The 20,673-nt window shown below is 55.0% G+C and carries 17 protein-coding genes; 12 read left to right on the forward strand and 5 right to left on the reverse strand.

Features of this window, described 5'->3' with window-relative positions:
• A partial coding sequence (locus tag TU74_RS24110) for an IS3 family transposase (RefSeq protein WP_138762977.1) occupies window positions 1-108 on the forward strand: 108 nt, incomplete at its 5' end.
• Between the two features lie 307 nt (window positions 109-415).
• A complete protein-coding gene (locus TU74_RS07670) occupies window positions 416-2,566 on the forward strand; it encodes an RHS repeat domain-containing protein (RefSeq protein WP_053069978.1) in 2,151 nt (716 codons plus the stop codon).
• A 159-nt stretch (window positions 2,567-2,725) separates the two neighbouring features.
• On the opposite strand, the gene TU74_RS07675 is transcribed toward TU74_RS07670, so the two are convergent.
• The 3 genes from TU74_RS07675 to TU74_RS07685 form a co-directional block, all read right to left on the reverse strand.
• Window positions 2,726-3,028, reverse strand: coding sequence for a LuxR C-terminal-related transcriptional regulator (locus tag TU74_RS07675; protein WP_048375838.1), 303 nt, complete (start codon window positions 3,026-3,028; stop codon window positions 2,726-2,728).
• 479 nt (window positions 3,029-3,507) lie between these two features.
• Window positions 3,508-4,296: an MlaA family lipoprotein gene (locus tag TU74_RS07680; RefSeq protein WP_048375839.1), complete on the reverse strand. Its 789-nt coding sequence runs from the start codon at window positions 4,294-4,296 to the stop codon at window positions 3,508-3,510.
• Window positions 4,289-5,587 carry a serine/threonine protein kinase gene (locus tag TU74_RS07685; RefSeq protein WP_047274245.1) on the reverse strand — a complete coding sequence of 433 codons (1,299 nt, stop codon included), beginning with the start codon at window positions 5,585-5,587 and terminating at the stop codon, window positions 4,289-4,291. Before TU74_RS07685 ends, TU74_RS07680 begins: the two co-directional genes overlap by 8 nt.
• Window positions 5,588-5,816: 229 nt before the next feature.
• On the opposite strand from TU74_RS07685, the gene TU74_RS07690 reads away from it, so the two are divergent.
• Window positions 5,817-6,182, forward strand: a complete 366-nt coding sequence (locus TU74_RS07690) for a hypothetical protein (protein WP_048375840.1) — start codon at window positions 5,817-5,819, stop codon at window positions 6,180-6,182.
• Between the two features lie 77 nt (window positions 6,183-6,259).
• Here the strand turns inward: TU74_RS07690 and TU74_RS07695 are convergent, their stop codons facing one another.
• A complete protein-coding gene (locus TU74_RS07695; RefSeq protein WP_048375841.1) occupies window positions 6,260-7,813 on the reverse strand; it encodes a glycoside hydrolase family 17 protein in 1,554 nt (517 codons plus the stop codon).
• A gap of 212 nt (window positions 7,814-8,025) precedes the next feature.
• On the opposite strand from TU74_RS07695, the gene TU74_RS07700 reads away from it, so the two are divergent.
• The 3 genes from TU74_RS07700 to TU74_RS07710 all read left to right on the forward strand — a co-directional run bounded on the left by TU74_RS07700 (window position 8,026) and on the right by TU74_RS07710 (window position 11,070).
• Window positions 8,026-8,877, forward strand: coding sequence for a glycine betaine ABC transporter substrate-binding protein (locus tag TU74_RS07700; RefSeq protein ID WP_047292757.1), 852 nt, complete (start codon window positions 8,026-8,028; stop codon window positions 8,875-8,877).
• Between the two features lie 226 nt (window positions 8,878-9,103).
• Window positions 9,104-9,415, forward strand: coding sequence for a DUF485 domain-containing protein (locus TU74_RS07705; RefSeq protein ID WP_047274253.1), 312 nt, complete (start codon window positions 9,104-9,106; stop codon window positions 9,413-9,415).
• Complete coding sequence (locus TU74_RS07710) at window positions 9,412-11,070, forward strand: cation acetate symporter (protein ID WP_047292758.1); 1,659 nt, start codon at window positions 9,412-9,414, stop codon at window positions 11,068-11,070. Before TU74_RS07705 ends, TU74_RS07710 begins: the two co-directional genes overlap by 4 nt.
• A gap of 327 nt (window positions 11,071-11,397) precedes the next feature.
• Here TU74_RS07710 and gltA read toward each other — a convergent pair whose 3' ends face one another.
• Window positions 11,398-12,687, reverse strand: a complete 1,290-nt coding sequence (gene gltA / locus TU74_RS07715) for a citrate synthase (RefSeq protein ID WP_047274256.1) — start codon at window positions 12,685-12,687, stop codon at window positions 11,398-11,400.
• Between the two features lie 351 nt (window positions 12,688-13,038).
• On the opposite strand from gltA, the gene sdhC reads away from it, so the two are divergent.
• From sdhC to odhB, 6 genes are all read left to right on the forward strand, one after another.
• A complete protein-coding gene (gene sdhC, locus TU74_RS07720) occupies window positions 13,039-13,425 on the forward strand; it encodes a succinate dehydrogenase, cytochrome b556 subunit (RefSeq protein ID WP_070411961.1) in 387 nt (128 codons plus the stop codon).
• Window positions 13,419-13,787, forward strand: coding sequence for a succinate dehydrogenase, hydrophobic membrane anchor protein (sdhD, locus tag TU74_RS07725; protein ID WP_003446906.1), 369 nt, complete (start codon window positions 13,419-13,421; stop codon window positions 13,785-13,787). Before sdhC ends, sdhD begins: the two co-directional genes overlap by 7 nt.
• 3 nt (window positions 13,788-13,790) lie before the next feature.
• Complete coding sequence (sdhA, locus tag TU74_RS07730; RefSeq protein WP_047274260.1) at window positions 13,791-15,566, forward strand: succinate dehydrogenase flavoprotein subunit; 1,776 nt, start codon at window positions 13,791-13,793, stop codon at window positions 15,564-15,566.
• Window positions 15,567-15,577: 11 nt separating this feature from the next.
• Entirely contained in the window at window positions 15,578-16,282 is a 705-nt protein-coding gene (locus TU74_RS07735) for a succinate dehydrogenase iron-sulfur subunit (protein ID WP_047274262.1), read from the forward strand.
• 259 nt (window positions 16,283-16,541) lie between these two features.
• The gene (locus tag TU74_RS07740) at window positions 16,542-19,373 is read left to right on the forward strand and encodes a 2-oxoglutarate dehydrogenase E1 component (protein WP_047274264.1); all 2,832 of its coding nucleotides are present in this window, start codon (window positions 16,542-16,544) and stop codon (window positions 19,371-19,373) included.
• A gap of 39 nt (window positions 19,374-19,412) precedes the next feature.
• Window positions 19,413-20,633 carry a 2-oxoglutarate dehydrogenase complex dihydrolipoyllysine-residue succinyltransferase gene (odhB, locus tag TU74_RS07745; protein WP_048375844.1) on the forward strand — a complete coding sequence of 407 codons (1,221 nt, stop codon included), beginning with the start codon at window positions 19,413-19,415 and terminating at the stop codon, window positions 20,631-20,633.
• The last annotated feature ends 40 nt before the right edge of the window (window positions 20,634-20,673 follow it).

Here is a 20,673-nt window from a genome sequence, read left to right on the forward strand (position 1 = left end):
GATTACATCGAGATGTTTTACAACCCAAAACGACGCCACAGTTTCAACAATCAGCTGTCACCGGTAGAGTTTGAAAAGCGTTACGCAGCGAGCCTGGAGAGTGTCTAGGAAACTAGGGGCGATTCACATTGTTACGTAGCCAGACTGAGTATCGAGAGTATGATATGCAGGGCAATGAAACGTTGTTTAAACAAGCAAATGGTGTGATTGAGGAGTCGACGTATTATCCTTGGGAAGGGGAGGGACAAGCCTGTCCGCCTGATCCTAAAGGTTTTATCCGGCATCTAAAGAATAAAACTATCAGGCCTAACCCCACGGCTGTGCATGCAGCCCCAGTACTGAGTACCACGTATACGTATAAGTTGTTACCCTCGTTCAATAATGTGTTAGACCATTGGCATGTCCAGGAGTCGCGTTGCTGGAGTCTATTGATAACCAAGTTCTACAGGTGCTGCAAAGCACACAATATGAGTACAACGATGATGTGAAAGATCCATTACGTCACGGGTTATTGGCGCGTGAAACGCTGAATATAAATGGCCATGTCATGAGCACTGAGTATGATTATGACTTGGTTGCACTCGTTGAGCAGGATTCAGGCTTTGGTACATTACGAACTAAAATTGTCAATTCTTCAGATGTGGATTCTCACTCCAAAACTGTCTTGAGTGAGGTATCTATCTATTCTGGGCTGCCGTTATTGGTTCGTGATGATAACGATGTTGAAATACGTTATGAGTACGATGCCTTGCAGCGCGTTACGCGGGAAATTGTAGCGCCCGGTACTGAGTATGAAGCCGCACGCAGCTACCATTATATTTTGTGTTCGCAGCCTGGGGATCAGGCAATACAATCGACAAAGAATGTTAAGGAAGTATTGACGGTTACTTTTTTCGACGGCTTCAATCGAACGATTGCAGAGCAGCGTATGAACGCTGACAGTAAGTTAAAAGCCAAGCTTCTTAGACCTACTTATGCGGCGCAGTATGATGCGATGGGTCAACTGGAAGAAGAAACTGAATATGATTGGGAGGGCGAAAAGGATTGGCCTCTTGTCACACACTTACGTTATGACGATTGGGGGCAGCAAATCTGTTCGGTTGGACCTGATAGTGTTGAAACTTACGAGGTTATGGAACCCCGCGGGGCTAATGATTGGCAGCAAGGAGGCATTAAAACCGCTTGGCAGCAATCGGTAGATACTAATGGTAACGTTACCAAAACAACAGGCAAGACGGTGACGTACATTGACAGATTTGATAACCCTGTGCGGCTCGTACGGTTTAATAAGGTTGGCGACTATTACAGTACCCACTCTTACGAATATGATGGCCTAGGACGTAAATCGAAAGAGGTGGATGCACTCTCTAATACAACGCTTTATTCGTATGATGCTTATGATCGTACTACACACACCACATTACCAGGTGGTGCGATCGTAATGCGTGATTATGCATTGCATACCGTCGAAGATCTGCCGATCTCTATCAGTGTGGACGGTACATTGCTAGGGACTCAAGCATTTGATGGGCTAGGCCGGATGTCAGCCTCTTCTATCGGTGAGCGTGAGCAATCGTATGAATACGCTCCCGGTCAGACTCAGCCCAATAAAGTTATTAAATCTCGCGAGAGAAGCATCGATTATGAATATAAACCACTGCTGGGAGAGGAACCAAATTTAAGAAAAGTAAATGGCGTTGAGGCTATTTATGAATATGATCCCGCCAATGCTCGAATGCGCTCATGCTCTGAAAACGGAGTCACTATTGTTCGTGATTATTTCAGTACTGGTGAACTTAGTTGTGAGGTGATGGGTGAATATTCGATGGCTTATCGATATTCCTTGCGTGGCCTTATATTGGCCTACACTGATGTTCTGGGTAATACTCAGGATTATGAGTATGATTTTGAAAAGGGTGGTCGAGTGTGCTCGACCCGTTTGGGTAAGATAGCGTCTTGCTTTACGTATGACGAACTAGGGCAGACCCAGAGGATTACCACTACAGATACAACTGATGAATTAAACGAGCGGTATGTTGTCATTGATTTGCACTATGACGAATTCGGTCGAGAAGTGCAAAGGGTTTTTGATATTAATGGTTCCAAGCAAAAGCTGTCGCAAACTTACACAGCGGTAGATAATCTTGAGCGACGAGTGTTAATTGCCCTTGATGAAGAGGGGGCTGATGGTGAAATACTGCGTGATGAGTCATACGAGTATGATGCACGAGCCAGACTGACAAAATATACCTGTGAAGGGAGTCAGAAGCCTGTTGATCCTCGCGGAAATGCAATTGACGAGCAACTATTTAGGTTTGATGCGCTGGATAATATCACCCGTGTGAAAACGTCTTTTGCTGGCGAATTCAATATGGCTAGCTACTACTATGAAAACGGAGACCCGGTACAGTTGAGTAAAATAGTTAACACGCATGCCAGTTATCCTTCACAGATCGATTTGGATTATGATGATGATGGAAATATGACTAGAGATGAATGCGGTCGTGTTTTGTGTTATGACGATTTAGGGCGCTTGATTAGTGTCAGTGAAGCTGTCATTCATTAAGTCATCAATCATTGCACTGGCCTGAGCGATACTTGCAAGTGTTGCTCAGGCTTTTTTTTACTGAATCTTAAATGACAACATCACTGCTATTTTTATAAACCATTCCAGGTAGCATTATTCAATTTAATTAGGCGCCTGATACCCATTTTTTTGTATGGCTTAGCGTTTTTGTCGACTTATTGTTTTCTTGCTGCGGTTTACTTGTTTGGCTATTTCTCGGCCTGCCAGCCCGGTTGCCAATAAGCGCATGACTTCGACTTCTTTTGTCGTTAGCACCTTCTGCCTGGTCTCACCACGTTGGCTCGCCGCCAGTGTTGATGAAAAATTCTTGCTTATATACCTTCTGCCTTGAATGACGTGCTCAACAGCCTTGTTGAGCTCGTTCAGTGAGGCGTGCTTGTCGAAGAGCCCGTGTATGTTGAGATCCAATAAATGCTTGAGGATGAGTTCGTTATTAGTCATTGTTATGACAACGATTTTTGAATTTTCTGCACGGGTAACTTATTAAGCTGATGCCCTCAATAAATGTACCTCCCGGCATATAAAGATCTGTGATAAGTAGATCGCATGGATCATGCTCTAATGCTTGAAGTCATGTATCTGTACACAATGCCTCTGCGATGACGCGCACGTGAGGTCTGTAACTTTTAGTTAAAGCCACTCGGGTCCCAAGCAGTACTGCGGGGTGGTCATCAGCGAGAATAATTTTTACGGCGGATTCAGTAATATCTACTGGTCATTGGGCAGTTAACATACGTGTAATCCAGAGTAATCGTATCTGGGCGCACCTTAATAAGGTGTTTAACAATCCGTCTGTCGGATGAGTCTATGTGTTTAAGGGTTTTTGTCATTTATTGCGATGTTTTTGCACTTTTCAGAGAATTCTTGCTCCACAGCCAACTAAAGTGCTACAGATATTTTAGTTGGCTGTGTGGGACTACTTATTCTGCAATCTGCAACTTACGCGCCTCGGTGTAGATATAACGCAGCTTGTCGTACTCAAACGGCGAGTCGAACTGTCCATAACGGAAGCTGGTGGTGTAGCGCTTGTCGACAGCGCCCAGTACCCAGATTTCCGGATGACGCGTGCTTTCGTGGGGCACGTTGAGGAAGTTGATTTCCTGATTGACGCCGTAGTCGACCACTAACCCGGTGGTGTCCCGCAGGTTGGACGGGCCAAGAATCGGCAGCATCAAGTAAGCCCCCCCTGGAACGCCATAGAAACCCAAGGTCTGGCCGAAGTCTTCGCTCACGCGAGGCAAGCCCATCGACGTGGCCGGGTCCCACAGGCCGCCGACGCCAAGGGTGGTGTTCAACAGCAGTCGCCCGGTGGTTTCCAGCGAGCGCTGCCCTTTGAGTTGCAGCAGGCTGTTAAACAGGTTGGGGACGTCACCCAGGTTGTTGAAGAAGTTGCTCACGCCTGTGCGCACAAAACTGGGTGTCACGTAGCGGTAGCCGTTGACGACCGGCAGGAACACCCACTGATCGAAACGGTAGTTGAAGTGGTAGATCCGGCGGTTCACGGACTCCAGCGGGTCATAAACGCTCAGGGCGTTCATGGTGGCGCGTTCAAACTCGCGTTGATCCAGCCCGGGGTTGAACTTCAGGAGTTTCAAAGGTTGGGTGAAACCATCGACGTCTGCGGTTCGTTCAAGGTTGGCCTTGCTGTTGTCCGCTTGGGCGACGCCAGCGCTGAGCAGGGCGGCGACCAGTAATAAATGTTTAGCCACGGAAGAACTCCAGCATATCGTCAGCGTTGACACGGTAGTTGAGGTTGCCGCAATGGCCGCCATACGGGTAAACCGTCAGCCGATTGCCAAAGGTTTTACGCAGAAACCCAAGATCGCCCGGGCCGAGGATGATGTCGTCGGCGTTGTGCATCACGGCTATCTTCGGGCTGTTTTGCAGGTAGTCCTTCAGCGCGTAGAGGCTCACCTGGTCGATCAATTGCAATAACGTGCCGCCATCGGTGCGGGCCCGCCACATGGGGATGACTTGCTCTGTCAGGTAACAATCGAAGTCGCACAGCAGTGAACGCTTGAGGAACGGCGTGAGGCTGGTGCCTTCGGTGATCGGGTAGTTTGGCGGGGTGATCAGGCCGCGACGGTTGATCAGGTCGGAGGTGAACACGATGTCGGCTGACGAAAAGCGGAACATAGTGCCGATCAGCATCGCCATTTGTTCGTTGGTCAGTCGTTCCTTGGAGTTCTGGATGTCGTACACCAGTGCGGCGTTGAGGTCGACGTAGCCTTTCTGCTTGAAGTACCGGGTCAACTTGTTCAGTACCAGCTCATAGAAGGTGGTGCTGTTGTTGATGCCCTTAACTTCGGTTTGAACCAGTTTGTCGAGGTTGCTGATGGAGGTGTACAGATTGACTGGCGGGTTAAGCATCAGCACTTTTTTGAAGTTGAAGCTCTTGCGCGTCTCATCCAGATGGCTGACGAAGGCTGCGTCGAGCGCGCCCAGGCTGTAGCCGCTGAGGTAATAGTCGGTCACCGGAACGTCAGCCTGTTGTGCGCGGACCGCTTGCATGACGTGATACAGGTCTTCGGCATCGTATTGGCTGATACCCGGGGTGGCAAAGCGAGAGGCCGCGCTCATGAAGTCATAGCTGGTGGGCGATGACAGCTGCACCACGTGGTAGCCGGCTTGGTAAAACAGTTTTTTCAGATATTCGTTGAGGCTGCTGTTGTAAGGCGCGCCGGTGCCGGCAATCAGGAACATCAAGGGGGCCGGGTGGTCTTGTCTGGCCATGCGGTAGGTGAGCTTTTTGACTGCCCAAAAGTTGGCGGGCAGGGTGAACTCACGCTCCGGGCGCAGGGTCAGGCTGTAATCCGATTGCCGAATGTCATCTTCGCTCGGCAGATAAGGGCGCATCTGCGGTGGCGTGGTGGCGATCGTGGCTTCGAACGGATTGGTGATCGGGTAGCCATAGGTTGCGGGGTCGACATCGACCGCCTGTGCGGACGCACTCAATATAAGGCCGCCCAGCAGGGCAGCAAGGGACAGAGAACGAAGCATGAAGACTATCCTAGAGAAGGAGCTGAGAAGATTCGCAGGCTATGACCACAGGGCTACCTTCGAAGTGCCTTTTGCACCCCTAAATAAATCCCCCCACGCGTCGCAAGCGGCAAATGGCTACCAGACGATACACGTTGATTGACTTTAGTGAACAGATATCTGATTGCAAGGCTTGCATACCCGACAAGTGTGATTAAGCTGAGCGCCGCTTTTGCCTATCGGAGTTGTTATGCGCCCTCGTTTGCCGTTGATATTGCTGTTTATGGCTGTGCCCCTGTGGCTGGCTGCCGGTTATGGCCTGCGTTATGGCTTGATGGAGGATCCGCAGTGGGTGGGCACCTGCGTGGCCGAGGCGCCCCGTTGGGAGTGCCAGTTGCGCGCTAACTTGGGCTTGTTGATTCATTTCAGGGTGCTGGGTTGGGCAGCCATTGCCACGGCGACGGTCGCTTTTTTTGTGCGCGGCCGTCTTGGCCGTGCGTTGGCGGTGCTGGCCTTGGTCTTCGGGTTGCCAGCACTGGCGTTGTATAACGCCAGTCTCGCTGTATTTGCGGTGGTGATTGCAGGATTGCGCCTGGTGAGGGCCAAGCGCGTTTGAACGATGCGCTTGCCTTGTGGGGCCTGATGAGCTGCGCGAGACGCCGGGTCGGTGCGCCTCGCGTTGTTCCAACGTGACTAAGGGCGGCGCAACCTGACGCTGCGCCACAGCGCCACGACCAGTAATGCGCTTACCAGCGCCCAGCCCCAGGCCTGTTCATTGCGCAGACCTTCACCGTACAGCTGCAATGGAATCCCCGCACCGATGATTAACGCCAACAACCCCAATTCACGACGCGGTCCGCGCACGGGGCGCAGCAGGTACACCAGTGCGGGCAGCAACAACGCAGCGCTCGGGAAGCTGCGATAACGCGGTTCAAACACCAGGCCAAGCATCAGGACGGCCCCGGCGAACCCGGCAGCGGCCAGCCACCAGCCAGCGCGACGTTCAAGCACATTGAACAGGCGCTCGCGCCATCCGTCTCTTTGCCCCAATGCCGACGCAGCGTGGGCCATGACGATGAGGTTGAGCAACAGCAGTACTGCGGCCTCTATCCATTCACCGGCATAACGGCTGGTGACTGACGCCAGTTGCGCCCAGGCAATGATCGAGCACCCTGACAGTGCGCCTAATGCAGGCAATAGCAGTGCTGCACGGGTACTGCGAACCCGTCCGCCGATCAGCAGGGTGGCGATGAATACTGCGCCGCCGAGGCCGAGCCAAACGGGCCAGTGGGGCAAGTTGGTCACGGGCCCGGCGAGTATGCCTTTGTCTTGACGATCGGCATCGAACAGGCCCCAGTAACCGCCAACGGCGCCTTCACTGCCGCGTTTCCAGGGTTGGTCGAAGGCTTCGATCAGGTTGTATTTCCAGCCGTTCTGCTCGGCCAGCGTGACAAAGCCACGAATGAACCTGGCTTCATTGACCCGGCTGGGCAGTGCTGTTTCGCGTTGGCGACCTTCGCTGGGCCAGCCGGTTTCACCGATCACGATGTCTTTGGGTGCAAATTTGCTGCCGAAAGCTTGGCGAATTTGTGCGACATGGTTAACCGCCTGGTCGATCCCCGCAGGGTCGTCTTCCCAATAGGGCAGCAGGTGGATGGTCAGGAAGTCGACGGCGGGCGCGATTTCCGGGTGTTGCAGCCAGAATTCCCAGACGTCCGCGTAGGTCACCGGTTGTTTGATCTGGCTTTTCACCTGCTCGATCAGTTTGACCAGTTGCGGGGCAGTGATTTCCTTACGCAGCAATGCCTCATTACCCACGATGACCGAACTGACGATATCCGGGTGTGCATTGGCCGATGCGATCAGCGCGTTGACTTCAGCGGCAGTGGCCACCGGGTCGCGGCTGACCCAGGCCCCCATCATGACCTTGAGCCCGTGTTTGCGTGCCAGCTCGGGCAGGGCTTCAAGCCCGGCCTGGGAGTAGGTGCGCACGCACTCAAAGCGCGTTGCCAGAAGGGCCAGATCCGCGTCCATGCGCTCAATACGCGGCACGAAGGGTTGATCGAAGGGCGATTGGTCTTTGTCGAACGGCGTGTAGGAGGCGCACTGCAACTTGTGGGTGGGCGTGGCCGCATCGGGCAGGATCACCGGCTGGCCCAGGCCATACCAGAAACCGGCCACGGCAAACAGGCTCAGTAAGCACGCAAAGAGATAAGGGAATGCGGGAAAGCGGGCAGTCGCAGACATGGTCGGGCCGTATGGGAGCAAAGCCGCGCATCTTACCTGCAATTGAGGCGAGTCAGCGCGTGCGAATGATTTTGTTACGTCTGGGCACATGTCGTTTGCAGTTGCCTTAAGGTCGCCGTCAGAGCAGGTTGCATTTAATCAGGGGTCGATCATCGAAATACGGGTTCAAGCGGTCCGGCACCCGTCGGGCCCGACACGGTGAGGATTGATTGATGAAGATGCGACGACTCTTGAGTGTGGGGGCTGCCTTGGTGCTGGCGATGGGGGCAGGCGTGGCCTGTGCGCAGGCAAAGCCCACACTTAATATCGGTTATGTCGATGGTTGGTCAGACAGTGTGGCCACGACCCATGTGGCCGCAGAGGTGATTAAGCAAAAGTTGGGTTATGACGTGAAGTTGATGCCGGTGGCGACCGGGATCATGTGGCAGGGTGTGGCCACCGGTAAGCTGGACGCTATGTTGTCCGCCTGGTTGCCCGTGACCCATGGCGAATACTGGGCGAAGAATAAGGGCAAGGTGGTGGATTACGGTCCCAATTTCAAAGACGCGAAAATCGGTTTGATCGTGCCTGAATACGTCAACGCCCAATCGATTGCCGACCTTAAAGAGGACAAGGGTTATAAACAGAAAATAGTCGGGATTGATGCGGGGTCCGGTGTGATGCTTAAAACGGATCAGGCCATCAAAGATTACGGCCTGGGTTATAAGCTGCAAGCCAGCTCCGGTGCGGCCATGACCTCAGAGCTGGGGCGTGCCTATGCCAAAAATGAACCGGTGGTGGTCACCGGTTGGGTGCCGCACTGGATGTTTGCCAAATGGAAGCTGCGTTTTCTCGATGATCCAAAGCAGGTCTATGGGGCCGCAGAAACCGTTAACAGTGTTGGCAGCAAAGCGCTGGACAGTAAAGCGCCGGAGGTGGCGGCCTTTTTGAAAAAATTCCAGTGGGCATCGAAAGATGAAATTGGCGACGTGATGCTGGCCATACAGGAAGGTGAGAAGCCAGAAGTGGCGGCTCGGGAGTGGGTAGCCAAACATCCCGATCGAGTCGCTGAGTGGACTCAATAAAAGCGGCGAGGTGTCTAGCTCGGTATTTGCGTAACCGCCTGATGCGTGCGTCAGGCGGTTTTTGCGTTTCTGGGGCAGGCAAAATGATGTCAACTTCCATGCAGGCCAGATAAACCGGGGGCTACAGTGAATGGGTGGTTCTACTACTAAAGTCGTCTGGCTTAGAAATTGAAGCCCCCTAATAGTGAAATCGTTCCATCTCATCTGTGCTGCGAGGACAAAAATAATGAACGACAGCATTTACCTCACGATTCAAAACAGCCCCCGTTTCAAGGAGCTGGTTAAAAAAAGAGAGCGTTTCGCCTGGATTCTTTCGGCGATCATGCTTGGTTTGTATGCCGGTTTTATCCTGTTGATTGCCTACGGGTCGCACATCATGGGGGCGAAGTTGAGCCCCGGTTCGTCCATTACGTGGGGAATACCGATCGGTGTCGGGCTGATTGTTTCAGCGTTTGTGTTGACAGCTATTTATATACACCGGGCCAATGGCGAGTTTGACGACCTGAACAATGCAATTCTCAAGGAGGCTGCGCAATGATCCGGCGTCTATTGGCAACACTGGGCCTGGCAGCCTTGTCTTCTGGCGTCTGGGCGGGCGAAGCCCTGACCGGCGAAGTGCAGAAGCAACCTCTCAACGTGTCGGCGATCATCATGTTTGTGGTGTTCGTAGGCGCCACACTGTGCATTACGTATTGGGCCTCAAAGCGTAACAAGTCGGCGGCGGACTACTACGCCGCGGGCGGCAAGATCACCGGTTTTCAGAACGGTCTGGCAATTGCGGGTGACTACATGTCGGCCGCGTCCTTTCTGGGTATTTCCGCGCTGGTGTACACCTCGGGCTACGATGGCCTGATTTATTCCATCGGCTTTTTGGTGGGCTGGCCCATCATCCTGTTCCTGATTGCGGAACGTCTGCGTAACCTGGGCAAGTACACCTTTGCCGATGTGGCGTCCTACCGCCTTGGGCAGACTCAGATTCGCTCCCTGTCGGCCTGCGGGTCACTGGTGGTGGTGGCGTTTTACCTGATTGCCCAGATGGTGGGTGCGGGCAAGCTGATCCAGCTGCTGTTCGGTCTCGATTACCACGTTGCGGTAATTCTGGTGGGCATCCTGATGTGCCTGTATGTGCTGTTCGGCGGCATGCTGGCCACCACGTGGGTACAGATCATCAAAGCCGTGCTGTTGTTGTCCGGTGCGACGTTCATGGCCGTTATGGTGATGAAACACGTCAACTTCGACTTCAATGCGCTGTTTGCCGAGGCGGTGCAGGTTCACCCCAAAGGTGAAGCCATCATGAGCCCGGGCGGTCTGGTCAAGGATCCGATCTCGGCGTTTTCACTGGGTCTGGCCCTGATGTTCGGTACGGCTGGCTTGCCCCACATTCTCATGCGCTTCTTCACCGTGAGTGATGCTAAGGAAGCCCGTAAGAGCGTGCTTTATGCGACTGGCTTCATTGGTTACTTCTACATTCTGACGTTCATCATCGGGTTCGGCGCGATCATCCTTGTCAGCACGAACCCTGCGTTTAAAGATGCGGCAGGCGCGCTGCTGGGCGGCAATAACATGGCGGCCGTGCATTTGGCCGATGCCGTGGGTGGCAGTATCTTCCTGGGCTTCATTTCCGCTGTCGCTTTCGCCACGATTCTGGCGGTGGTGGCGGGCCTCACCTTGGCAGGTGCTTCGGCGGTGTCTCATGACTTGTATGCCAGTGTCATCAAAAAGGGCAAGGCAAACGACAAGGAAGAGATTCGCGTCTCGAAAATCACCACCATCGCCCTCGGCGTGCTGGCGATTGGCCTTGGCATCTTGTTTGAAAGCCAGAACATTGCGTTCATGGTGGGCCTGGCGTTCTCCATCGCAGCCAGTTGTAACTTCCCGGTGTTGCTGCTTTCCATGTACTGGAAAAACCTCACCACGCGCGGTGCAATGATTGGCGGCTGGTTGGGGCTGGTAAGTGCCGTCGGCTTGATGGTTCTGGGTCCTACCATTTGGGTGCAGATCCTTCACCATGAAAAAGCCATCTTCCCTTACGAATACCCTGCGCTGTTCTCCATGATCATTGCATTCGTGGGTATCTGGTTCTTCTCGATTACTGACAAGTCCAAGTCGGCCGAGAAAGAGCGTGCGCTGTTCTTCCCTCAGTTTGTGCGTTCACAGACGGGCCTGGGGGCAAGCGGGGCGGTTTCTCACTAAGGTCATGCTGTAAGGCTGGAATAACCTGAAATCCCCCTGTCGAAAGGCAGGGGGATTTTTTGCATGCCTGAAAAAGGGGGGCGTTAATGCCGTGCGGCAACCGAGGCAGTTGTGGTGCGTGGTGAGTTTAATCTACAGGCGCGCTGGGGCGTTGATGTGAGGCCGAGGGCGCGTGCTTGACAGGAACGGCAGGGTCTAGGGCGGGTAGCGTTGCGTTATGCGTGCGCGCTGTGTTGGGTCGGCGGGGGAGAATTCAGGGCAAAAAAATACGGCCTCTGGAGAGAGGCCGTATTTATTGCAGGTGTCGCGCGGTCGTTAGACGGACGCTTACTTGCGGTCTTCGAGTTTGGTCAGGTCACGCTGCTCGTAGCCGGTGTACAGCTGGCGCGGACGGCCAATCTTGTACGGGCTGGAGAGCATTTCTTTCCAGTGCGAGATCCAGCCCACGGTACGCGACAGGGCAAAGATCACGGTGAACATGCTGGTTGGAATGCCGATCGCCTTGAGGATGATCCCCGAGTAGAAGTCGACGTTCGGGTACAGCGAGCGTTCGATGAAGTACGGGTCGGTCAGGGCGATCTCTTCCAGGCGCATGGCCAGTTCGAGTTGCGGATCGTTCTGGATGCCCAGTTCTTTGAGCACTTCGTCGCAGGTCTTTTTCATGACCGTTGCACGCGGGTCGCGGTTTTTGTAAACGCGGTGACCGAAGCCCATCAGTTTGAACGGATCGTTCTTGTCCTTGGCCTTGGCGATGAACGTGTCGATGTTGGAGACATCGCCAATTTCGTCGAGCATGGTCAGTACGGCCTCGTTGGCGCCGCCGTGAGCAGGCCCCCACAGTGCAGCGATGCCCGCCGCAATACAGGCGAACGGGTTGGCACCCGAGGAGCCTGCCAGGCGTACGGTGGACGTCGACGCGTTCTGTTCGTGGTCGGCGTGCAGGATAAAGATCTTATCCATGGCCTTGGCCAGCACCGGGCTGATCGGTTTGATCTCGCACGGGGTGTTGAACATCATGTGCAGGAAGTTTTCGGCGTAGCTCAGGTCGTTACGTGGGTACATCATGGGCTGGCCCATGGAGTACTTGTAAACCATTGCGGCCAGGGTCGGCATCTTGGCAACCAGGCGGATCGCTGAAATTTCGCGATGCTGCGGGTTATTGATGTCGAGGGAGTCGTGGTAGAAGGCAGACAGGGCGCCGACTACGCCGCACATGACGGCCATCGGGTGGGCATCGCGACGGAAACCGTTGAAAAAGGTCTTCAGCTGTTCGTGAACCATGGTGTGGTTCTTGACGGTGCTGACGAACTGGGCTTTCTGCTCTGCGGTCGGCAGTTCGCCGTTCAGCAGCAGATAAGCGGTTTCAAGGTAGTCAGAATGTTCGGCCAGTTGTTCGATCGGGTAGCCGCGGTGCAGCAGGATACCGTTGTCACCATCAATATAGGTGATCTTCGACTCGCAGGACGCGGTCGACATGAAGCCAGGGTCAAATGTGAACCGGCCCGTGGCCGTGAGGCCTCGCACATCGATTACATCGGGACCCACGGTGCCAGTTAAAATGGGCAGCTCGACGGGGGCTGCGCCCTCGATGATCAACTGCGCTTTTTTGTCAGCCATGTGGCCTCCTATTTATGCTTGAAATCATCAGACAGACCCCCCACGCAGGGCCCGCACCACTATAGTGAGATAAATTTGAATGTCAATTTGCCTAAAGTCTTGCTGTACAAGGCTTTGAGGAGCATTTTTTAGCGATTATCCCTGCCGTTTACGCCTTTTGTAGCTTCATTGCAATGAGCTATTAGGGGGAGGTGATTGCGTTGTCATTAGTGACCTAACTGTCTATACTCGGCAGCCGACCGCCAGGGGCTTTTGGGCCCGTTTAGATGGGGGTCGTCACTCCCTGGGTGGTGGGTACCTGACCAGTGCACATCCCAACAAACTTGCCCTGATTGTTAGGGGCTCTTCAGTGTGAAAAAAGCCGTGAATAGCCAACGACCTGTAAACCTAGACCTAAGGACCATCAAACTCCCCATTACCGGCGTTACGTCATTTCTGCACCGTGTATCGGGCATCATTCTCTTTCTCGGCCTGGGCATCATGCTTTATGCATTGAGCAAATCCCTGGGTTCGGAAGAAGGTTTTGCCGAGGTGAAGGCATGCTTGACCAGTCCGCTGGCCAAATTCGTAGCGTGGGGCCTGCTCTCTGCCTTGCTGTACCACTTGGTGGCAGGTATTCGCCATTTGATCATGGACATGGGCATCGGTGAGACGCTGGAAGGCGGCAAACTGGGCTCGAAAATCGTAATCGTCATTTCCGTGGTGATGATCGTTCTGGCGGGAGTTTGGATATGGTAACCAGCGTTACGAACCTGTCGCGTTCGGGCCTCTATGACTGGATGGCACAGCGTGTGTCTGCGGTCGTTCTAGCGGCTTATTTCATCTTCCTGATCGGGTACCTCGTTGCGAACCCTGGCATTGGCTACGCCCAATGGCATGAGCTGTTCGCAAGCAACTGGATGCGTATCTTCAGTCTGCTGGCCCTTGTTGCACTCGGCGCTCACGCCTGGGTCGGCATGTGGACCATCGCGACCGACTACCTGACGCCGATGGCGCTGGGCAAGTCCGCGACAGCAGTACGTTTCCTCTTCCAGGCAGTATGCGGCGTTGCAATGTTCGCTTACTTCGTCTGGGGTGTGCAGATTCTTTGGGGTATCTGAGTCATGGCTAACACAGTTAATACACTTTCGTTCGACGCCATCATTGTAGGCGGCGGCGGTGCTGGCATGCGTGCTGCCCTGCAGCTGGCACAAGGCGGTCACAAGACTGCTGTAATCACCAAAGTCTTCCCGACCCGTTCGCACACCGTATCGGCACAGGGTGGCATCACCTGCGCCATCGCGTCTGCAGACCCGAACGATGACTGGCGCTGGCACATGTACGATACCGTCAAGGGTTCCGACTACATCGGTGACCAGGACGCTATCGAATACATGTGTTCCGTAGGGCCGGAAGCCGTGTTCGAGCTTGAACACATGGGCTTGCCGTTCTCCCGCACCGAACAGGGTCGTATTTATCAGCGTCCTTTCGGCGGCCAGTCGAAAGATTTCGGTAAGGGTGGCCAGGCTGCCCGTACATGCGCCGCAGCTGACCGTACCGGTCACGCCCTGCTGCACACCCTGTACCAGGCCAACCTGAAGGCCGGCACTGTATTCCTGAACGAATACTACGGTGTCGATCTGGTCAAGAACGAAGACGGCGCCTTTGTCGGCATGATCGTCATCTGCATTGAAACAGGTGAAACCTCTTACGTTCGCGCGAACGCAACCGTGTTGGCGACTGGCGGTGCAGGCCGTATCTACTCCTCCACCACCAACGCCCTGATCAACACCGGTGACGGTATTGGCATGGCGCTGCGTGCAGGCGTTCCGGTGCAGGACATCGAAATGTGGCAGTTCCACCCAACCGGTATCGCCGGCGCGGGTGTACTGGTTACAGAAGGTTGCCGTGGTGAAGGTGGATACCTGATCAACAAGCACGGCGAGCGTTTCATGGAGCGTTATGCGCCGAACGCCAAAGACCTGGCTGGACGTGACGTAGTCGCTCGCTCGATGGTTAAAGAAATCATCGCGGGCAACGGTTGCGGTCCGGATGGCGACCACGTGATGCTGAAACTCGATCACCTGGGTGAAGAAGTGCTGCACAGCCGTCTGCCAGGCATCTGCGAACTGTCCAAAACGTTCGCGCACGTTGACCCGGTTCTGGCGCCAGTTCCAGTCGTTCCTACTTGCCACTACATGATGGGCGGTGTTGCCACCAACATTCATGGTCAGGCAATTACTCAGGACGCTGAAGGCAATGACGCAATCATTCCTGGCTTGTTCGCGGTCGGTGAAGTGGCGTGCGTATCGGTTCACGGTGCCAACCGTCTGGGCGGCAACTCGTTGCTCGACCTGGTGGTGTTCGGTCGTGCGGCTGGCCTGTTCCTTGAGCAGACCCTGAAAGAAGGCGTTGATTACGCCCGTCCACGTCAGGCGGATATCGACGCTGCCCTGGCACGTCTGGATGGCTTGAACTCGCGCACTGATGGCGAAGACGTGGCTACCCTGCGTAAAGAGCTGCAAAGCTGCATGCAGAACTACTTCGGTGTATTCCGTACCGGCGAATACATGCAGAAGGGTATTGCCCAGCTGCAAGAGCTGCGCAAGCGCATCGCCAACGTGAAAATCAACGATAAGAGCCAGGCATTCAACACGGCCCGTATCGAAGCACTTGAGCTGCAAAACCTGCTTGAAGTGGCTGAAGCCACTGCAATCGCTGCTGAAACCCGTAAAGAATCGCGCGGTGCTCACGCCCGTGAAGACTACGAAGATCGTGACGACGTTAACTGGCTGTGCCACACCCTGTACTTCCCGGGTGAGAAACGCGTAGCCAAGCGTGCGGTGAACTTCTCGCCGAAAACCGTTCCGACCTTCCAGCCAATGGTTCGTACTTACTAAGGGTGGCCGATATGTTGAAAGTCAGTGTTTATCGCTACAACCCGGATCAGGACGCTGCACCGTTCATGCAGGAGTTCCAGGTCAATACCAATGGTAAAGACCTCATGGTGCTGGACGTTCTGGCCCTGATCAAAGAGCAGGACGAAGGTTTTTCCTATCGTCGCTCTTGCCGCGAAGGCGTGTGTGGCTCCGACGGCATGAACATCAACGGCAAGAACGGCCTGGCGTGCGTCACGCCGCTGTCCGCTGTCGTAAAAGGTAACAAGTTGGTGATCCGTCCGTTGCCAGGTTTGCCGGTTATCCGTGACCTGGTCGTCGACATGAGCATCTTCTACAAGCAATACGAGAAGGTGAAGCCGTTCCTGCAGAACGATACGCCGGCCCCGGCCATCGAACGTCTGCAATCGCCAGAAGAGCGTGAAAAGCTCGACGGTCTGTACGAGTGCATCCTGTGCGCTTGCTGCTCGACTTCGTGCCCGTCCTTCTGGTGGAACCCGGACAAGTTCCTGGGCCCTGCTGCACTGCTGCAAGCCTACCGTTTCCTGGCTGACAGCCGTGACACCAAGACCAGCGAGCGTCTGGCTTCACTGGATGACCCGTTCAGCGTATTCCGCTGCCGCGGGATCATGAACTGCGTGAACGTGTGTCCGAAGGGTCTGAACCCGACTAAGGCCATCGGCCACGTGCGTAGCATGCTGCTGCAAAGCGGCGTCTGATACACCGCTCTACCGTAGATCGCTGTAACCGAAGATGCTGCGGCGCAGGCTTCAACCGGCGCCGTAGTTTTAACCTGAGCAGCAGCTCACAAAGTTGCGGCTCTTATTTTGAAGAAATGAGACCAGCAGGGGCATCCGGGCTGGTACCCGGACTATCAGCGTGATCCTAAGTGGCTTGTTTTAGTCGCTGTATTCGGACTTTCTCAAGCATGCTCTGGTGTTCTCGTCGATGGTGTCCCCTAACCGAGGGTGACCAAGCATGCAAGAAAGCGTGATGCAGCGCATGTGGAACAGCGGCTATCTTTCAGGTGGTAACGCTGCCTATGTGGAAGAGCTCTACGAGCTCTACCTGCACGACCCTAACGCTGTGCCAGAAGAATGGCGCACCAAATTTCAGACGTTGCCGACTGACGGCAACTCTGCCAACGATGTTTCGCACTCCACAATCCGCGACCATTTCGTGCTGCTGGCAAAGAACCAGCGCCGCGCCCAACCGGTTTCCGCCGGGAGCGTGAGCAGTGAGCACGAGAAGAAGCAGGTTGAAGTGCTGCGATTGATCCAGGCCTATCGGATGCGCGGCCACCAGGCAGCCCAGCTTGATCCGCTGGGGCTGTGGCAGCGTCCTGCACCTGCAGACCTGTCGATCAATCATTACGGCTTGACCAATGCCGATCTTGATACGACCTTCCGTGCCGGCGACCTGTACATCGGCAAAGAGGAAGCGAGCCTACGCGAAATTCTCGAAGCGTTGCAGCAGACATATTGCCGCACCATTGGCGCAGAGTTCACGCACATCGTCGATTCCGAGCAGCGCCACTGGTTTGAACAGCGCCTCGAAAGCGTGCGCGGCCGCCCAACGTATTCGGCTGAAGTCAAAAGCCATCTGCTTGAGCGCGTCACGGCTGCCGAAGGTCTGGAAAAATACCTGGGCACCAAATATCCGGGCACCAAGCGTTTCGGCCTGGAAGGCGGCGAGAGCCTGATTCCTTTGCTGGACGAGCTGATCCAGCGTTCGGGCAACTACGGCACCAAAGAAATCGTCATCGGCATGGCCCACCGTGGTCGTCTGAACGTATTGGTGAACACCTTCGGCAAAAACCCGCGCGAGTTGTTCGACGAGTTCGAAGGCAAGAAAAAGATCGAGCTGGGTTCCGGTGACGTTAAATACCACCAGGGCTTCTCCTCCAACGTCATGACCTCCGGTGGCGAAGTTCACCTGGCCATGGCGTTTAACCCGTCCCACCTGGAAATCGTTTCTCCAGTGGTTGAAGGGTCTGTACGTGCACGCCAGGATCGTCGTAACGACAAGACGGGCGACAAGGTTCTGCCGATTTCCATCCACGGTGACGCTGCGTTCGCAGGTCAGGGCGTGGTCATGGAAACCTTCCAGATGTCGCAAACACGCGGCTTCAAGACTGGCGGTACCGTACACCTGGTGATTAACAACCAGGTGGGCTTCACCATCAGCAACCCGCTGGACTCGCGTTCCACCGAGTACTGCACCGACGTCGCGAAAATGATTCAAGCGCCGATCCTCCATGTCAATGGTGATGATCCGGAAGCCGTCATGTTCGTGACCCAGCTGGCTATCGACTACCGCATGCAGTTCAAGCGTGACGTCGTGATCGACCTGTTCTGCTACCGCCGTCGCGGTCACAACGAGGCCGACGAGCCAAACGGCACTCAGCCGCTGATGTATCAGCAGATCGCCAAACAGCGCACCACCCGTGAACTGTATGCCGACCGTCTGACTCAGGAAGGTGTGGTTGACACAGATCGCGTTCAGGCCAAGATCGACGAATACCGCAACGCGCTGGACAACGGTCTGCATGTGGTAAAAAGCCTGGTCAAAGAGCCTAACAAAGAGCTGTTCGTAGACTGGCGTCCGTACCTGGGCCATGCCTGGACTGCGCGTCACGACACGCGTTTTGATCTCAAAACCCTGCAAGAGCTGTCGGCCAAGCTGCTGGAAATTCCAGAAGGCTTCGTCATGCAGCGTCAGGTGTCGAAGATCTACGAAGACCGTCAAAAAATGCAAGCCGGTGGCCTGCCGATCAACTGGGGTTATGCCGAAACCATGGCATACGCGACCCTGGCGTTCGAAGGTCACCCGATCCGCATGACGGGTCAGGACATCGGCCGCGGTACGTTCTCGCACCGTCACGCCGTGTTGCACAACCAGAAAGACGCCAGCACCTACATTCCGTTGCAGCACCTGTACGAAGGTCAGCCTCGCTTTGACCTGTACGACTCGTTGCTGTCGGAAGAAGCGGTATTGGCGTTTGAATACGGCTACTCGACCACCACGCCAAACGCGCTGGTGATCTGGGAAGCCCAGTTCGGCGACTTCGCCAACGGTGCACAGGTTGTGATCGACCAGTTCATCACCAGCGGCGAGCACAAGTGGGGTCGCCTGTGCGGTCTGACCATGTTGCTGCCACACGGTTATGAAGGTCAGGGCCCCGAGCACTCCTCGGCACGTCTTGAGCGTTACCTGCAGCTGTGCGCCGAGCACAACATTCAGGTGTGCGTACCGACCACTCCGGCGCAGATCTACCATCTGCTGCGTCGTCAGGTCATCCGTCCGCTGCGCAAGCCGCTGGTGGTACTGACGCCGAAGTCGTTGCTGCGCCACAAACTGGCCGTGTCGACCCTCGAAGATCTGGCAGAAGGTTCGTTCCAGACCGTTATCCCGGAAATCGACGCGCAGGATCCGGCGAACGTCGAGCGCATCGTCCTGTGTAGCGGCAAGGTCTACTATGACCTGCTGGAAAAACGCCGTGCCGAAGGTCGTGAAGACATCGCCATCGTGCGTCTTGAGCAGCTGTACCCGTTCCCTGAGGACGACTTGATTGAAGTCCTGGCTCCGTACAAAAACGTCAAACACATTGTTTGGTGTCAGGAAGAGCCGATGAACCAGGGTGCCTGGTACTGCAGCCAGCATCACATGCGCCGCATCATTGGCGGTCACGACAAGTCGCTCGTACTTGAGTACGCGGGCCGTGACGCTTCTGCTGCACCTGCTTGTGGTTATGCATCGATGCACGCCGAGCAACAGGCCAAACTGTTGCAAGACGCGTTTACTGTTTAACGCCTTCGCGCACTGAACCGAATTAAAGGAACCACGAACATGGCTATCGAGATTAAAGCCCCAACTTTTCCGGAATCGGTTGCCGACGGCACCGTTGCCACCTGGCACAAGCAACCGGGCGACGCTGTAAAGCGTGATGACCTGATTGTTGATATCGAGACCGACAAAGTTGTGCTGGAAGTACTGGCCACCGCTGATGGCGTACTGGGCGCAATCGTCAAGAACGAAGGCGACACCGTTCTGTCCGACGAAGTGCTGGGCTCTATCGTTGAAGGCGGCGCGGCGGCTCCAGCTGCACCGGCCGCTGCTGCTCCTGCCGCTCAGGCCGCTGCACCTGCTGCCGATGGCGAAGATGACCCGATCGCTGCACCGGCTGCGCGCAAAATTGCTGAAGAAAACGGCATCAACATCGCTTCCGTTGCCGGTACTGGCAAAGGTGGTCGTGTGACCAAGGAAGACGTCGTTGCTGCTGTAGCGGCCAAAAAAGCCGCGCCTGTTGCTGCACCTGCCAAAGCGGCTGCGCCTGCTGCAACTGCACCGGTATTCGCTGCTGGCGACCGCGTTGAAAAACGCGTTCCGATGACCCGCGTTCGTGCCACTGTGGCCAAGCGTCTGGTTGAAGCGCAGTCCAACATGGCGATGTTGACCACCTTCAACGAAGTGGACATGACTGAAATCATGGCACTGCGTTCGAAGTACAAGGACCTGTTCGAGAAGTCCCACAACGGCGTGCGTCTGGGCTTCATGTCGTTCTTCGTGAAGGCCGCCACTGAAGCGCTGAAACGCTTCCCGGCTGTCAACGCTTCGATCGACGGTTCCGACATCGTTTACCACGGCTACGCAGACATCGGCGTTGCCGTGTCCAGCGACCGCGGCCTGGTGGTGCCTGTTCTGCGTAACGCAGAGCTGATGAGCCTGGCGGAAATCGAAGGCGGTATCGCTGCCTACGGCAAAAAAGCCCGTGACGGCAAACTGTCGATTGACGAAATGACCGGCGGTACGTTCACGATCACTAACGGTGGTACTTTCGGTTCGATGATGTCGACCCCGATCGTTAACCCGCCGCAAGCTGCGATCCTGGGCATGCACAACATCCTTCAGCGTCCTATGGCCGTCAACGGTCAGGTTGTCATCCGTCCGATGATGTACCTGGCTCTGTCTTACGATCACCGCTTGATCGACGGCAAAGAAGCTGTAAGTTTCCTGGTAGCAATCAAAAACCTGCTGGAAGATCCAGCGCGTCTGCTGCTGGATATCTGATAGAAGCAGCCATGAGCTGCAAGACTGAAGCCTGCGGTCG

It is taken from the genome of Pseudomonas lundensis (genome assembly GCF_001042985.1).
In the GTDB taxonomy this organism is placed as follows: domain Bacteria; phylum Pseudomonadota; class Gammaproteobacteria; order Pseudomonadales; family Pseudomonadaceae; genus Aquipseudomonas; species Aquipseudomonas lundensis.

Bases quoted from the DNA above. Each gene is read 5' to 3' on its own strand.
- TU74_RS07675 (WP_048375838.1), bottom strand. From the start codon at position 3,028: ATGACTAATAACGAACTCATCCTCAAGCATTTATTGGATCTCAACATA.
- TU74_RS07685 (WP_047274245.1), bottom strand. From the start codon at position 5,587: ATGCTTCGTTCTCTGTCCCTTGCTGCCCTGCTGGGCGGCCTTATATTG.
- TU74_RS07690 (WP_048375840.1), top strand. From the start codon at position 5,817: ATGCGCCCTCGTTTGCCGTTGATATTGCTGTTTATGGCTGTGCCCCTG.
- TU74_RS07695 (WP_048375841.1), bottom strand. From the start codon at position 7,813: ATGTCTGCGACTGCCCGCTTTCCCGCATTCCCTTATCTCTTTGCGTGC.
- TU74_RS07700 (WP_047292757.1), top strand. From the start codon at position 8,026: ATGAAGATGCGACGACTCTTGAGTGTGGGGGCTGCCTTGGTGCTGGCG.
- TU74_RS07705 (WP_047274253.1), top strand. From the start codon at position 9,104: ATGAACGACAGCATTTACCTCACGATTCAAAACAGCCCCCGTTTCAAG.
- TU74_RS07710 (WP_047292758.1), top strand. From the start codon at position 9,412: ATGATCCGGCGTCTATTGGCAACACTGGGCCTGGCAGCCTTGTCTTCT.
- gltA (WP_047274256.1), bottom strand. From the start codon at position 12,687: ATGGCTGACAAAAAAGCGCAGTTGATCATCGAGGGCGCAGCCCCCGTC.
- sdhD (WP_003446906.1), top strand. From the start codon at position 13,419: ATGGTAACCAGCGTTACGAACCTGTCGCGTTCGGGCCTCTATGACTGG.
- sdhA (WP_047274260.1), top strand. From the start codon at position 13,791: ATGGCTAACACAGTTAATACACTTTCGTTCGACGCCATCATTGTAGGC.
- TU74_RS07735 (WP_047274262.1), top strand. From the start codon at position 15,578: ATGTTGAAAGTCAGTGTTTATCGCTACAACCCGGATCAGGACGCTGCA.
- TU74_RS07740 (WP_047274264.1), top strand. From the start codon at position 16,542: ATGCAAGAAAGCGTGATGCAGCGCATGTGGAACAGCGGCTATCTTTCA.
- odhB (WP_048375844.1), top strand. From the start codon at position 19,413: ATGGCTATCGAGATTAAAGCCCCAACTTTTCCGGAATCGGTTGCCGAC.